We start from the raw sequence: 14,536 nt of genomic DNA, 5'->3' as shown, positions 1-14,536 counted from the left end.
TACGGCGGCGGGCCCCGTTCCCGATGAGCGAGCCGGTCAGTCGCCGTTGGGGACGGCGGTCTCCACGCCCGGCATGCCGACGGCGAGGTGGTCGATCTGGGTCTCGGTCAGCGCGCCCTGGAAGACCCAGACGTCGGAGAGCGACCCGGGGAAGTACTGACTCGACGTGGTACCCGTCGTGTCCCGGCCGAGCTGCAGCGTCTTCCCGGCCTTGTACGTCAGCACGTCGTCGGCCCACGAGACGGTGTCGGCGCAGCTCGCGTCGTCCTGCACCCCGTCCTCGTCGGCGTCGGCGCAGGCGGTCTCCTGGAGTTCGCCGTTGACGTAGAGGCGGACCTCCTTGGAGAACCCGTCGTAGACCAGGGCCAGATGGTTCCAGTCGGTCGGGCTGTAGAACATGCCGTTGCCGACGTCGGAGACCGCGGCGCTGTCGCTGTCGGAGTCGGCCGTGGCGATCCGCCAGCGGCCCGGATCGGTCGCCGGGGTGGCGCTGGGCTCGTAGCGCACCGCGAAAGCGCTCTTCTTGGCTCCCGGAGCGCTGATGACCGTGACCGGGCTCGTCGGGGTGGCGGCCGTCTGGACGTAGGCGCTGACCGTGAAGCTGGCAGCGGTGTCGACCGGGACCACGGAGGCCGCGGCGTAGTCGTTGGTGCCGTCGAGGGTGACCGCGCCGTCGACCCAGCCCGAGCCCGTCTGGGCGCCGTTGTAGAGGGTCATGGCGTTGGCGGCGGACGAGGCGTCCGGCGACGTCAGCGGCGTACCGGTGGCCGTCTCGAACTTCCAGCGGCCCTTGACCACCGCGCGCTGCTTGAACAGCTGCTGCACCTCGCCGGCCGACACCGGACGGTCGAAGAGCCGTACGTCGTCGATCTGGCCCGGGAAGAACGAGGTGGGCGTCCGCTCGAACGCGCTGGCGCCGATCTGCACCGCGCCCCCGGCGTACCAGGTGGAGGTCGTGGCGGTGGTGCCGGCCAGGGTGCCGTTGACGTACAGCGAGAGCTTGTCGGCCACCGTGTCCTGCACGCCGACCAGGTGCGTCCACTCACCGCCGTAGGCCGTGGTGCCCTCGGGCTGCATGGCCCGCACCACCGTGGAGTCGGCGGTGTCGGCGCTGTGCTGGTTGAACACCCAGCGGTCGTAGGCACTGGAGTAGTACAGCTCCGGACCCGTCACCGTGGCGCCGATCTGCGAGGCGACCGTGGCGGCGTGGTTCGGCTTGGTCTTCGGCAGCTTCACCCAGGCCGAGACGGCGTAGCTGTACGAGGTGTTGATGTGCGGGCCGCTCGTGACGGCGTAGTCGTCGGTGCCGTCCAGGGTGAGGGCGTTGCCGTCCACCCCTGCCGTGCCCGCGGTGGCCCCGCCCTTGAGGACCGCGGGGTTCACATCGGCCCGGCCGCTCAGCGCGGTCGCGTCGGCGGCGTCGTCCATGGGGAAGACCGCTCGGGCCGGACGGCCGGCGCCGATCGAGTTCGCGCTGTAGAGGGTGGACACCTCGGCCGCCGACAGCGGCTTCTCGTAGGTCCTCACCTCGTCGATGGACCCGGGGAAGAACGAGGTCACGGCGCCGTTCAGATGGCTGCCGCCGATCATCATGCCGCGCCGGGCGTTCCACGCCGTGCTGTAGGCCGTGGTGCCGGCCAGGGTGCCGTTGACGAACAGCTTCAGCTGCTGCTCACCGGCGGCGTACACACCGACCAGATGCGTCCACTCCCCGGCCTTGGCCCCGCCCGCGGCGGCCTGCATGGCCCGGACGGGAGTGGCGCTGGTGGTGTCCGCGCTGTACTGGTTGAACACCCAGCGGTCGTAGCCCTTGGAGTAGTACAGCTCGAAGCCCGGCGCGTTGTTGCCTCGCTGGGAGGCGACGACCGCCCCGGTGGACGGCATCGCCGACAGCTTCACCCACGCCGACACCGAGAAGCTCACATCGGTGTTGATGGTGGCGACGTCGGTGGCGGCGTAGTCGTCGACGCCGTCGAACTGCACGGCCTTGCCGATCTTGCCCTCCACGTCCCGGGTCGGGCCGCCGTACAGGATCGCGGTCTGCTCGGGTGCGCTGCCCGCCGCCTGGGTGGCGCCGGCCGCCTCGTCCATCGACCAGTTGGCGCGTTCGAGCTGCCCGGCCTTGACGCGGAACTGGTAGGTGCGGATCTCGGAGCCGTTGCCGGCGGCGTCGAAGGAGCGGGCGGTGAAGGTGTTGAGGCCCGGCTTGAGCGGCAGTACCGGCACCGTCTTGGCCGCGCCGCCCGAGGTGGTGACCGTGTTGGCGGAGACCGGGTCGCCGTTGATGCCGTACCAGTACTTCGTCACGTCGGAGACGGCCCCGGTGATCACGAAGTTGCCGTACTGGCCCACCCCGTCGTACCAGGGGTCCTCGGGGTCCTCCGGGTTGGAGGCCGGGTAGATGTTGGAGGAGATCGTCGGGGCCTTCGGCACGCTCGTGTCGTACACGAAGTAGCAGGAGGTCGCGTCACCCGTGTACGACCAGGGCGAGGACTGGGCCCCGTCGTAGGAACGGACGTACCAGTTGATCGTCTTGTTCTTGGGGAGGGTGGACGGCAGGGTGATCGAGAAGTCCGAGCCGGACTTCTTCGCCCCCGTCAGCCCCGACCTCCAGCGGGTCACCGAGCCCTTGCCGTCACCGGTGTCCCAGCTGGCCGCGAACTCGACCTTGACGGTGTCACCGTCGGGGTCGGTGATGTCGTTCGCGTAGATCTTGCCCAGGGAGCGCACACGCGCGGCGTTCTCGGGCTTCTTGCACGTACCGCCGTACTCCATGACCAGCTGCGACATCTTGACCTGCGGCGGCGGCCGGTTGTACTGCACGCGCAGATAGGCGTCGTCCGAGAACCGCTTCCAGCCGTAGGCGTCGGACTCGCTCGCCGCCCGCATGCCGAAGGTCATCGTCGACCACTTCTTGTCCGCCGCCAACTGGATCGCGGACTTCACGTCGAACTCGGCGTCCTTCGCGGCGCAGCCGGTGTATCCGTAGGCGAAGGAGGCCGTCCTGAGGTGGTCGATCCAGAAGCCGGAGGCGTTCTGCGAGTTCCAGGTCGTCGACGAGGAGATGTCCTTGGTGCGCCACAGTTCCACGCTCCGGTCGGAGCAGGACGCCGACCAGGTGTTGCGGACCACGAACTCCGCCTGCAGCACGGTCCGGCCCGCGAACTTCGACGTCGGGATGCGGTAGAAGAGCCGCTTGGTGTCGTGCGGCGCGCAGTAGGCCCAGTTGCAGTAACCGAGGCCCGCGTCCGACTCGCCGTTGAACTTCCACTGCGGCGACGACGCCCAGTACTCGGAGGCCATCGTCCACGCCGACGCCTTCGGGGAGTACCACTGCGGGTCGATGAACACGGGGTACACCGTGTCCTTGCCCCGGAGCACGTCGCGGTCGGGCGTCAGCACCAACTCGTCCTGCGCGGCGGGGACGTCCACACCCACCGGTGCCACGTTCGCCGACTCCGCGGCGCTGGTCTCCGGGTCGTCGGCGCCGTCCTCGACGGCGGTGGCGGAGGCGGTGAGGGCGGTCGTCGTGGTGCCCGTGGTGGCCGAGCGCGGTGCGGACCGCGCCGACGCCTTCGAGGCGCTCCCGGCGGAGGGCCGCGTCGAGGACTCCTCCGTGGTGCCGGGTGCCTGGTCGCTGGAGTCCCACATCACCGGGCGAGGGGCTTCGAAGACCGCGCTTCCCGCGCCCTCGTCGATCGCCGCCAGGCCGCCGCCGTCGGTCTCCTCGACCCGCATGCCGCCCGCGTCCAGTTCCAGACGGAGTTCGTTCAGCTCCGTACTCGCCGCCGCCTCAGCCGACTTGACGACCAGCAACTGGGTGAAGCCGTCCTGCTGCGCCGTCATGCGCAGGTCCACGTCCGGCAGGACGTCCGGGTAGGTGACGGTGTTCCCGCTCAGTTCCGGAGCGGGCAGCTTCTCGGGCCAGGACAAGGCGAGTTCCCGGCCGTTCTTGATCATGCGCACAAGCGGGTCGGTACCCCCGCCCGAGAACGTCAGCCCGACGGTGGTGGCCTTGGGTGCCACGGTGCCGTTCGCGCCGCGCGCCAGCGTGGTGTCGATGTCCTGCCACTCGCCGTTCACCCTCGTCCGCACCGGTCGCAGGTGCTCCCGGGCCTCCAGGTGACCCTCCGGAGTGGCGAACACCTCACTGCTCTCACCGCGCATCGAGGTGATCTCCACGGGCTTGCCCGTGCGCGCGGCCTTGGCCAGTGCCTTGGCGTCCTCGCCCGCTTCGGCTTCGGCGGACTCGTCGGCCGCCCCGGCCGTGTCAGCGGACGCGGCGGTCCTGGCGGCGTCGACGGCAGAGGCGCCGGCACTCCCGCCGGCCACCGCCATCGCGCCCTCCGATGTGCTCGCCGCCAACATCAGGGCTGCGGAAAGCACCACGCCGGCTCTGCGGAGCCGACGTCTTCCCCCGTAAATATTCATATGTTTTATCCCCCGCCGAACGGCGTCGAGCTATGACTGGATATGTGCGATCAAGAGGTCGAGCGATCAGGTCGCAACATACGAGCAACTCCAGCCTCTTAACCAGAGACTCACATGGGGACAAAGTTCATGAGTGACACAATCAAGTGAACCCGGCGTGTGAAACAGTTCACGTTTCATTCGCGAATTGTCCGTGATTCAAGGTGTCCCTCCTCATCGCGTCCGATGTCCACTCTGCCGCCGCGATGCGAACAACTCCTCTTGTTGTCGCCGCGGTTGGTTGCCCAGTGAGATCAGGTGCGGGGCGTACGCGAGTGCGTGTGTTCGTGTCGCCTCCCGTGCCGCCCAGCAGGCCCGTACCGTGCCCTGGACGGCCTCCGTCGGACACGCGGCGACGATCTCAGCGCACCGCACGGCCGCGGCGACCGACTCGCCGGGTTCCGTCACCTCCGACACCAGCCCCACCTCGTGCGCCCGCCGGGCCGACATCCGCTCGGCGGTGCCCAGCAGCGCCATGCGGGTGGCCTCCCCGTACGGCATGCGCTGGGCCATCAGGATCGACTCGAAGGCGCTGACCATGCCGTAGCTGGTGTGGGGGTCGAAGAAGGTGGCGGCGGGGTCGGCGACGAGGAACTCCGCCTCGCCCAGCAGATAGAAGGCCCCGCCGCAGGCCATGCCGTTCACGGCCGCGATCAGCGGTTTCCAGCAGTCGTTGGACTTCGGGCCGATCCTGAGGAGGGGATCCTCGATCGTGTACGGGGAGTTCGGCTGCGGGACGGCTCCCGCCGCGTCCCGGTCGAGGCCCGTGCAGAAGGCGCGCTCACCCGCGCCGGTCACGACGACCGCCCGTACCGCGTCGTCGTATCTCGACTCCTGCCAGAAGCAGGTGAGTTGCTCGGCCGTCGGCAGATCGATCGCGTTCAGTCGCTCCGGGCGGTCCAGGGTCAGCAGGGCCACGCCCGTCGCCTTGTCCGTCGTCGTGCGCAGGGTCACGGCCGCTCCAGCACCCATTGGGGCAGGCCGGTGGAGGTGAACACCACCTGCACCCGCGCGCCGATCCGGATCCGCTCGGCCGGTACCGAGTCCAGGCGGGCGCCCGGCCCGCTCACCAGGCTGCCGACCAGGCGGATGCGGGGCGCGTCGGCCAGCTCGACGAGGACGACGTGGTACGGGGCCTGCTCGGCGTAGTCGGGGAGGAGCGGTGGGTGCGGGCGGACGTACGACCAGATCCGGCCCCGCCCCGAGACCCGGCGCCACTCGGCCGCGAAGGAGCGGCAGTGCGGGCAGCAGGGGCGTGGCGGGAAGCGGAGTTCGCCGCAGTCGGCGCACGCCTGGATCCGCAGTTCGCCCCGCGCGGCGTACTCCCAGAAGGGGGCGCCGTCGTCGTCCACCACCGGTGTCAGCATGTCCTCGACTCCTCAGTTCCTCAGCAGCAGCGCGGAGGTCGGTACCCCTTCGCCCGCCGTGACCAGACAGGTCGCCGCGCCGGGCACCTGGGCGGTGCTCGTGCCGCGCAGTTGCCGGACGCCCTCGTTGATCAGGTTGAAGCCGTGCACATAGGCCTCGCTGAGGCCGCCCCCGGAGGTGTTCAGGGGGAGCCGGCCGCCGGTCTCCAGGGCGCCGCCCTCGGTGAACGCGCCGCCCTCGCCGCGCGCGCAGAAGCCGTACCCCTCCAGCGACAGCGGGATCAGGGCGGTGAACGCGTCGTAGATCTGGGCGACGTCGACGTCGTCCGGGGTGACGTCGGCGTGCTTCCAGAGGTGCCGGGCGGCGGTCCAGGCGGGGCCGGTCAGCGGGTCGTCGTTCCAGTAGTTGACCATGCCGTGGTGCTGGGCCGGCAGGCCCTGGGCGGCGGAGTGGACGTAGACGGGGGTCCGGCGGCAGTCGCGGGCGCGCTCGGCGGAGACCACGACGCAGGCCAACGCCCCGTCGGTCTCCAGGCAGTTGTCGAAGAGGCAGAGGGGTTCGCTGATCCAGCGGGAGTTCATGTACATCTCCCGGGTCAGCGGGCGCTCGTACATGATCGCGGCGGGGTTCTGGTTCGCCCGGTTGCGGCAGGCGAGGGCCACGTTGAAGAGGTGGTCGCGGGTGGTGCCGTACTCGTGCATGTGGCGGCGGGCCAGCATGGCTATCTCGTCGGCGGGCCGCAGCAGGCCGTAGGGGCGGGTCCACTGGGCCGGGGTGGGGAGTTGGACCGTGGTGTTCTTCCACGGGCGGGGGCCGGAGCCGCGTTTGCGGGACCGCCAGGCGACCCCGACCGTGGCCTGGCCGGTGGCGATCGCGGCGGCGAGATGCGCGACCGTGGCGCACGAACCGCCGCCGCCGTAGCCGACCTTGCTGAAGAAGGTGAGGTCGCCGAGGCCGAGCGCCTTCGCCACCTCGACCTCGTCCGTCTCCTCCATCGTGTACGAGGCGAGCGCGTCGACCTCGTCCGGCGCGATCCCGGCGTCGTCGAGGGCGGCGAGGATCGACCGGCATGCCAACGCCCGCTCAGTTTCGGGGAGTTGCTTGGCGAAGGGGGTCTGCCCGATGCCGACGATCGCTGTCGCGTCCTTGAGCACGGCCATGAGGCACACCTCCGCACCGGGTGGCGGAGCGCACCTCCGCACAGGGCCTGTTCGGCTGCTGACAGTCCGTCAGGGTACAGCTAATCTGACGGACAGTCAGCTACGGATGTCCGGCTGACGATCGGGCGCTTGAACACCGGTTCTCGGGTACGGAGGCCTGCTGTGAGCGGTGACATGGAGGGACGGCGCGGTGACCGGGAGGGGCCGCGCGGTGACCTGGTCGGGAGGCGCGGTGACCTGGAGTGGGGGACCGTCGCCGGGCTGGTCCGCGCGGCGGCCCGGCGGTACGCCGGGGTCGAGGCCGTCGTCGACGGACGTACCCGGGTGTCGTACGCGGAGCTGGGCGCCCGGGTGGAGCGCGCGGCGGCGGCGTGCGTCGCGAACGGGGTGCGGGTCGGCGACCGGGTCGCCCTCTGGGCCCCGAACTCCCTCGACTGGATCGTCGCCGCGCTCGGCGCGGTCTCGGCGGGCGCGGTCCTCGTCCCGCTGAACACCCGCTTCAAGGGCGGTGAGGCCGCGGATGTGCTGGCGCGCAGCCGGGCGAAGCTGCTGTTCGTCACCGGCACCTTCCTCGGCACCTCGTACGTGGCCTCGCTCCGGCGCGCGGCGGGCGCGGACGGCGGGCGGCTGCGGGCGCCGGGGGCCGGCAGCGTGTGCGGACGGCCGGGGCCGCTGCCCGGACTCCCGCATCTGGAGCAGGCGGTGGTGCTCTCGGACGACGCCCCCGCCGACTTCCGCACCTGGAAGGACTTCCTCGCGAGCGGCGACGGGGTGACCGCGCAGGAGGTGCGGGCCCGCTCCGACCGGCTGACGGGCGACTCCCCGTCCGACATCATCTTCACCTCCGGCACGACCGGCCGCCCCAAGGGCGCGGTGATCACCCATGCGCAGACCCTGCGCGCGTACGAGGTGTGGAGCGAGCTGGCCGGGCTCCGGCAGGGCGACCGCTATCTGATCGTGAACCCGTTCTTCCACACCTTCGGCTACAAGGCCGGGGTGATCGCCTGCCTGATGCGGGGCGCGACGATGATCCCGCAGCCGGTGTTCAACGTGGAGACGGCGATGGCCAACGTGGCGGCCGAGCGGGTCTCGGTCCTGCCCGGCCCGCCGACCCTCCACCAGTCCCTCCTGGACCACCCCGCCCGCGACGACTACGACCTGAGCGCGCTGCGGCTGGTGGTGACGGGCGCGGCGGTGGTCCCGCTCCGGCTCGTCGAACGGCTGCGGGCCGAACTCCGCGTCGACACCGTGCTGACCGCGTACGGCCTGTCCGAGGCGTCCGGCATCGTCACGATGTGCCGGCGCGGCGACGAGCCGTCGGTGATCGCGTCGACGTCCGGCCGGGCGGTCCCCGGGACTGAGGTGCGCGTCGTCGATCCGCTGGGCTCCCCCCTGCCGGCCGGTGCGCCCGGGGAGGTGCTCGTCCGCGGCTTCAACGTGATGCGCGGCTACTTCGAGGACCCCGCCGAGACCGCCCGCGCGGTCACCGCCGACGGCTGGCTGCGCACCGGCGACATCGGCGTGCTGGACGAGGACGGCAACCTGCGGATCACCGACCGCCTCAAGGACATGTTCATCGTCGGCGGCTTCAACGCGTATCCCGCGGAGATCGAGCAACTCCTCGGCCTCCACCCCGATGTCGCGGACGTGGCGGTCGTCGGCGTCCCCGACCCCCGCCTCGGCGAGGTCGGCAGGGCGTTCGTCGTCCGCCGCCCCGACTCCCTGGTGACCGCCGATGACCTCATCGCGTGGTCCCGCCGGGAGATGGCCAACTACAAGGTGCCGCGGTCGGTGACCTTCGTGGGCGAGCTGCCGCGGAACGCGAGCGGGAAGGTGGTGAAGGGGGAGTTGCGGGGGTGGTGAGGGGCGGGGGTAGAGGCGCGGGGGCGGCCTGGTGGGGGCGGCCTGGTGGGGGCGGCCGGGTGGGGTGGCCTGGTGGGGGTGGTCGTTCGGGAGTGGTCGGGCGGGGGTGGAGGTGCGGGAGTGGTTGGGCCGGTGGGACCCGGTCTCGGCTCAACTGCCGCCCTCCTGTCGTGCGGTTGCCGCCCGGCCGCTGCGCAGTCTCCGCTTGGCCGCCGCCCGGCCGCTGCTCAGTCCCTGCTTGGCCGCCGCCCAGCCGTCGTCCGGCTTCCGATCAGTCGCTGCTCAGTGACTCCCGCGCCGCTGTGTGGAGGGCGTGGATCTCGTTCATGGCCTCGCGCCAGGCGGGGTCGTCGGGGGCCACGGTGCGTGCGGTGTGCTCGGCGGTGCGCAGGCGCTCGGCGGCGGCCGGGACGCGGGCGATCTCGACCGCCACGGCCCAGGTGTCGAGGAACCGGGTGATCGGGCCGAGGCTGCCCGTGCGGGCCGCCAGGGTGATGGCCTCGTCCTTCTGCCGTTCCATCTCGCCCACGCGATGCGGGGCGACCTGTTCCAGGGCCGCGCGCAGCGCGGGCGGGGTCCTCTCCGGCCGTGCGACGACGGAGGCACCGGATCCGACACGCGCTGCGATCATCCTGGTCCCCTTCCTCGATGGTGCCGGAACCGGCCACCGGACATGCCTCGGCCGCGGTGGCTCCCCCTCCGCGCCACCGCGGCCGATCCCCGTCGGGCAAAGGTCTACTTCTTGCCGCCCAGGTCCAGGGCGGGCGGAGCCGGCGTGTGCTGGTCCATCATGGTGATCTCCGGGTCCTCGCTCGGCGGGGCCGGCGTGTGCTGGTCCAGCGGGGTGATCGCGCCGTCCTTGCCGGGCGGAGCGGGCGTGTGCTGGTCCATCGTGGTGATCTCCGGGTCCTGCTTCTTCTTGTCGCTCATAGCTGGAACTCCCCGTGAGTGAGCGGTGTTTCTCGGCGGAAGCGCCCGTTCGGCAACTCCCCCGGGGGTCGCCGAACGGGCGTTTCGAGTGACCTCGGGTCATTCATGAGGCCCTGTGGATCCGCCTGCCCCCCGACGCGACGGATCGATGACCTGAGACTGTCAGCCGCTCATAAACGTTCGATGAACGTCCCGCCCCAGGCGTGTCACGCCGCCGCGAGCGGGTGGAGCAGCCCGCGCACCTCCGCCGCCTCGGACGAGCCGGACTGCTCGTACATCGTGAGCGCCTCGCGCCAGCAGGCACGGGCCCGGTCCGACTGGCCGAGGGCCACCAGGGCCCTGCCCAGCAGGGTCAGGGCGTTGGCCCTCATCCAGTCGCCGCCGATGCAGCCGATCGCCAGCGCCTGTTCGGCGTGCCGGGCGGCCTGCGCGGGGCGACGGGCCGCCAGGTGGACCTGGGCCACCCGGAAATGAGTCGTCCCCTCCCAGAGCCGCTGACGGTTCTCGGTGAAGATCCGCAGTGCCGCGTCGAGCTGCTCCAGGGCCTCCGGGAGCCGGCCCGCCTGCGTGAGCACGGTCCCCGAGGCATAGCGGGCGTTGGCGATGCGTAGGGACAGGCCCAGCTCGTCGTAGATCTCCACGCCTCGCTGGGCGAGCTCGACCGCCCTGGCGGTGCGGCCCATCGAGGCGAGAGAACGAGACAGGTTGCACACCGCGCTGGCCTCGCCGGGCTTGTTGCCGTCCGCCTGGAACGCCTCGATGGCCCTGAGCAGGAAGACCTCGGCGTCCGGGAAGCGGGCGGTGCAGTTGGCGATGATGCCCAGCTGGTTGGGGGCGGTGCCGCTCGTCCAGGGGTCCTCAGCCGTCCCGTTCACGAGATCGGCGCGCGCGGCCTCCTGCTCCGCCTCGTCGAAACGCCCCGCCTGGCTGAGGACCTGCGCCAGCGTGATGCGTGCCCGGGTCTCGGCGTGCGCGTCCCCGAGCGCCGCGGCCGCGTCCCGAGCGGCGAGCGCGGTCGTTTCGTAGCGGCGCGAACCGGCGCCGGACTCGGCCAGATCGATGGTGGCCAGCAGGAGGTCGACGGCCCGCCGCAGTGTGGATGCCCCCAGGGACTGCTGCACGCACGCGAGCAGCGGCTCCGCCTCCGCGTGCAGCCAGTCCAGCGCGTCCGAGGCGGAGGCGAACTCCCGGCCGGCGTACTGGCTCCTCTCCAGATGCGCGACCGTCCGGTCCCCGGGCCGCTCGATCGCGTACACCCGCGTCGCCGTCGCCAGATAGAAGTCCAGCAGCCGTGACATCGCCGCCGTCCGCTCGCTCGGCGGCTGTTCGTCGCGTTCGGCGCATGCACGCGCGTAGAGGCGGACGAGATCGTGGAAGCGGTAGCGGCCGGGGGCGGCGGATTCCAGGAGGGAGGTGTCGACGAGGGTCTCCAGGACGTCCTCGGTGTCGTCCGGCGGCAGGTCCAGTACGGCGGCCGCGGCGGCCAGGGAGATGTCCGGGCCGTCCGCGAGGCCGAGGAGGCGAAAGGCGCGGGCCTGGGCGGGCTCGAGCTGGCCGTAGCCCAGCTCGAAGGTGGCCTTCACGGCCAGGTCCCCGGCCTGCAGCTCGTCCAGCCGGCGCCGCTCGTCGGCGAGTTTGGCGGCGAGGACGGAGACCGTCCACGTCCTGCGCGCCGCCAGGCGGGACGCGGCGATACGGATGGCCAGCGGCAGGAAACCGCAGGCCGCGACGACGTCGAGCGCGGCCTCGCGCTCCGCCGCGACGCGCTCCTGGCCGACGATCTTCGTGAAGAGTTGCAACGCCTCGTCCGGCGACATCACGTCGAGGTCGACGAGGTGGGCGCCAGCCAGGTCCACCATCCGTACCCGGGCGGTGACCAGGGCCGCGCACCCCGCCGTGCCGGGCAGCAGCGGACGTACCTGGGCCGCGTCGCGCGCGTTGTCGAGCAGGACCAGGACCCGGCGGCCGTCCAGCACCGACCGGTACAGCGCGGCCCGCTCCTCCAGGGAGTCCGGGATCGCGGAGTCGGCGGTGCCGAGCGCCCGCAGGAACGAGCCGAGGACCGTCTCCGGCTCGGCGGGGCGGGAGCCGGCGCCCTGGAGGTCGACGTACAGCTGTCCGTCGGGGAAGGCCGACCGGGCCCGGTGGGCCACGTGCACGGCGAGCGTCGTCTTGCCCACGCCGCCGATACCCGCCAGCGCGGACACCGACATCACCTGGCCCTCGGCGCCGGACGCCTCCGTCAGCACCGCGCTCAGGGCGTTCACGAAGGCGGCGCGTCCGGTGAAGTCCGGAACCGTGGCGGGCAGTTGGGCGGGCCGTACGGGGGTCGCGCCGGTCTCCGGGGCGAGGGGTGCGGAGGGCTCCGCGAGACCGGGGTCCGCCTGGAGGATGCGCTGCTGCAACCCGCGCAGGTCCGGACGGGGGTCCACGCCCAGTTCGTCGGCGAGCAGGCGGCGGGTGTCGGCGTAGACAGCCAGGGCCTCCGCCTGCCGGCCGCTGCGGTACAGCGCCAGCATCAGCAGTTCGCGCAGTCGCTCCCGCAACGGGTGTGCGGCGGTGAGCGCGGTCAGCTCGGAGACCGCCTCCGCGTGGCAGCCCTGCTCCAGGTCCATGTCCAGCCGGGACTCGACCAGTTGGAGCCGCCACTCCTCCAGACGGGCCCGCTGGGTCTCCGCGTACGGCCCCGGCACGCTCGCCAGTACCTCCCCGTCCCACAGCCCGAGCGCCTCGTTCAGCAGTGCGCGGGCCTGGCACAGATCCCCGGAGGACCGGGCCTTGTCGGCGTCGGCGGCCAGTTCCTGGGCCACGGCCAGGTCCAGCGCGCCGCCGGGCAGCGCGCGGACCGCGTAGCCGCCGGACTCGCTGACCAGGACGCCGGGGGTGAGCACCTTGCGCAGCCGGGAGGCGTACGTGCGGACCGCCGCCAGCGCCTGCGAGGGCGGGTCGTCGCCCCACAGCGCGTCGATCAGCTCGTGCGCGGTGGCCGTACGGCCCTCACGCAGCAACAGCGCGGCCAGCAGGGCGCGTTGCTGGGGCGAACCGGTGGCCAGGGGCTCGGCGCCGCGCCAGGCCCGCACCGGTCCGAGCACGGCGAAGCGCAACTCGTCCGACAAGTGGGGGGCCGGTTCCGGAGCCGGGGCGTCCATGGCAGCCCTTTGCTCCGGCACGCGAGGCACACCGCTCTCCGGCACTCCCGGTTCACCACCCATCGACGTCCCCCAAGCCTCCTTGTTACCCGAGCCAGTTTGCCTTGTTCATGGCGGATCCGTCAGCCGTGGGAGAGCTCGATCACAGGGAGCGACGGGGGATGTCACCAGGCCCACACAGGGTTTCCTCACCCATGCGCGCTCGGCGAAGGGGAGGCGGGCGGAGGCCCGGAGAGTCACGGCCGCATTACTGACGGACCGTCAGATCAGCGCTACCGTGACGGACATGGACACCTTGGAGACGAGCGCCACGGATCCCGACAGCCCCACCCCCGCACCCGCCCCCTTCCCGAAGATCATCTCCGTCGACGACCACACGGTGGAGCCCCCGCACGTCTGGCAGGACCGGCTCCCCAAGAAGTACCTGGACACGGGCCCCCGGGTGGTCCGAGCGCCGCTGAAGGAGATGACGTTCCTCGGCGGCCGCTTCAAGCCCGTGATGGGCGCCCCCGGCGACGACGGCCCCATCGGCGACTGGTGGGTCTACGAGGACCTGCACCGCCCGCTGACCCGCCTCGACACCGCCGTCGGCTACTCCAGGGACGAGATCAAGCTGGAGATCATCACGTACGAGCAGATGCGCCCGGGCTCGTACGACGTCGCGCAGCGGCTCGCCGACATGGACGTCAACCACGTCCAGTCGGCCCTCTGCTTCCCGACCTTCCCGCGCTTCTGCGGCCAGACCTTCACCGAGGCCGCGGACCGTGAACTGGGGCTGCTCGGCGTCCGGGCGTACAACGACTGGATGGTGGAGGAGTGGTGCGGCCCCGAGGCGCGGGGGCGGCTCATCCCGCTCACCCTCATCCCGCTGTGGGACGCGGAGCTGGCGGCGGCGGAGGTGCGCAGGAACGCGGCGCGCGGCGTCCGGGCGGTGGCCTTCTCCGAGATACCCCCGCACCTGGGCCTCCCCTCCGTCCACACCGACGACTGGGACCCCTTCCTCGCCGCCTGCGACGAGACCGGCACGGTCGTCGCCATGCACATCGGCTCCTCCAGCCGTATGCCCTCCACCTCAGCGGACGCGCCGCCCGCCGTCGGCTCCACCATCACCTTCGCCAACTGCTGCTTCTCGATGGTCGACTGGCTGATGAGCGGCAAGTTCGAGCGCTTCCCGAACCTCAGGGTCATGTACGCCGAGGGCCAGATCGGCTGGATCCCGTACATCCTGGAGCGCGCGGACGTCGTCTGGGAGGAGAACCGTGGCTGGGGCGGCGTCGCGGACAAGGTCCACCGCCCGCCGTCGGAACTGTTCGCCGACCACGTCTACGGCTGCTTCTTCGACGACGCGTTCGGGCTCCGCAACCTGGACGCGATCGGCGTCGGCAACGTCCTCTACGAGACCGACTACCCCCACTCCGACTCCACCTGGCCCGAGTCCCGCCAGGTCGGCGAGGCCCAGATGGGCCACCTGGACCCGGACGTGGTGGACCGGATCGTGCGCCGGAACGCGATCGAACTGCTGGGGCTGACGGAGGACGGGTTGTGGGCGGGGCCGGGGAGCGCGCGTTGACCGGGGGTGGGGCCGGGCTCCGCTAC

General features: G+C 71.7%; 9 protein-coding genes. 2 read left to right on the top strand and 7 right to left on the bottom strand.

Annotated features, from left to right (window positions below):
• Window positions 1-36: 36 nt before the first annotated feature.
• The 4 genes from HW837_RS30790 to HW837_RS30775 all read right to left on the bottom strand — a co-directional run bounded on the left by HW837_RS30790 (window position 37) and on the right by HW837_RS30775 (window position 6,998).
• Window positions 37-4,368: a LamG-like jellyroll fold domain-containing protein gene (locus tag HW837_RS30790; RefSeq protein ID WP_390623586.1), complete on the bottom strand. Its 4,332-nt coding sequence runs from the start codon at window positions 4,366-4,368 to the stop codon at window positions 37-39.
• Between the two features lie 276 nt (window positions 4,369-4,644).
• Window positions 4,645-5,424 carry an enoyl-CoA hydratase/isomerase family protein gene (locus HW837_RS30785; RefSeq protein ID WP_045556118.1) on the bottom strand — a complete coding sequence of 260 codons (780 nt, stop codon included), beginning with the start codon at window positions 5,422-5,424 and terminating at the stop codon, window positions 4,645-4,647.
• The gene (locus HW837_RS30780; RefSeq protein WP_045556119.1) at window positions 5,421-5,837 is read right to left on the bottom strand and encodes a Zn-ribbon domain-containing OB-fold protein; all 417 of its coding nucleotides are present in this window, start codon (window positions 5,835-5,837) and stop codon (window positions 5,421-5,423) included. The genes HW837_RS30785 and HW837_RS30780 overlap by 4 nt, the downstream gene beginning before the upstream one ends.
• Window positions 5,838-5,849: 12 nt before the next feature.
• A complete protein-coding gene (locus HW837_RS30775) occupies window positions 5,850-6,998 on the bottom strand; it encodes a lipid-transfer protein (protein WP_193380384.1) in 1,149 nt (382 codons plus the stop codon).
• 174 nt (window positions 6,999-7,172) lie between these two features.
• On the opposite strand from HW837_RS30775, the gene HW837_RS30770 reads away from it, so the two are divergent.
• Complete coding sequence (locus tag HW837_RS30770) at window positions 7,173-8,861, top strand: fatty acid--CoA ligase family protein (RefSeq protein WP_237270463.1); 1,689 nt, start codon at window positions 7,173-7,175, stop codon at window positions 8,859-8,861.
• A 271-nt stretch (window positions 8,862-9,132) separates the two neighbouring features.
• Here the strand turns inward: HW837_RS30770 and HW837_RS30765 are convergent, their stop codons facing one another.
• The 3 genes from HW837_RS30765 to afsR all read right to left on the bottom strand — a co-directional run bounded on the left by HW837_RS30765 (window position 9,133) and on the right by afsR (window position 12,940).
• Window positions 9,133-9,492, bottom strand: a complete 360-nt coding sequence (locus tag HW837_RS30765; RefSeq protein ID WP_193380383.1) for a DUF6247 family protein — start codon at window positions 9,490-9,492, stop codon at window positions 9,133-9,135.
• A 104-nt stretch (window positions 9,493-9,596) separates the two neighbouring features.
• Window positions 9,597-9,791 (bottom strand): regulatory protein AfsS, encoded by a 195-nt coding sequence (gene afsS, locus HW837_RS30760; protein ID WP_193380382.1) that lies wholly within the window; start codon window positions 9,789-9,791, stop codon window positions 9,597-9,599.
• A gap of 206 nt (window positions 9,792-9,997) precedes the next feature.
• Window positions 9,998-12,940: an SARP-family global regulator AfsR gene (afsR, locus tag HW837_RS30755; protein WP_237270450.1), complete on the bottom strand. Its 2,943-nt coding sequence runs from the start codon at window positions 12,938-12,940 to the stop codon at window positions 9,998-10,000.
• A 286-nt stretch (window positions 12,941-13,226) separates the two neighbouring features.
• Between afsR and HW837_RS30750 the strand changes: the two genes are divergently transcribed.
• Window positions 13,227-14,510, top strand: coding sequence for an amidohydrolase family protein (locus tag HW837_RS30750; RefSeq protein WP_193380380.1), 1,284 nt, complete (start codon window positions 13,227-13,229; stop codon window positions 14,508-14,510).
• Window positions 14,511-14,536 lie beyond the last annotated feature (26 nt).

This window comes from Streptomyces caniscabiei (assembly GCF_014930365.1).
Classification (GTDB): domain Bacteria; phylum Actinomycetota; class Actinomycetes; order Streptomycetales; family Streptomycetaceae; genus Streptomyces; species Streptomyces caniscabiei.
The sequence above is the reverse complement of the archived record's forward strand: the minus strand, read 5'-3'. Positions and strand labels throughout refer to the sequence as shown.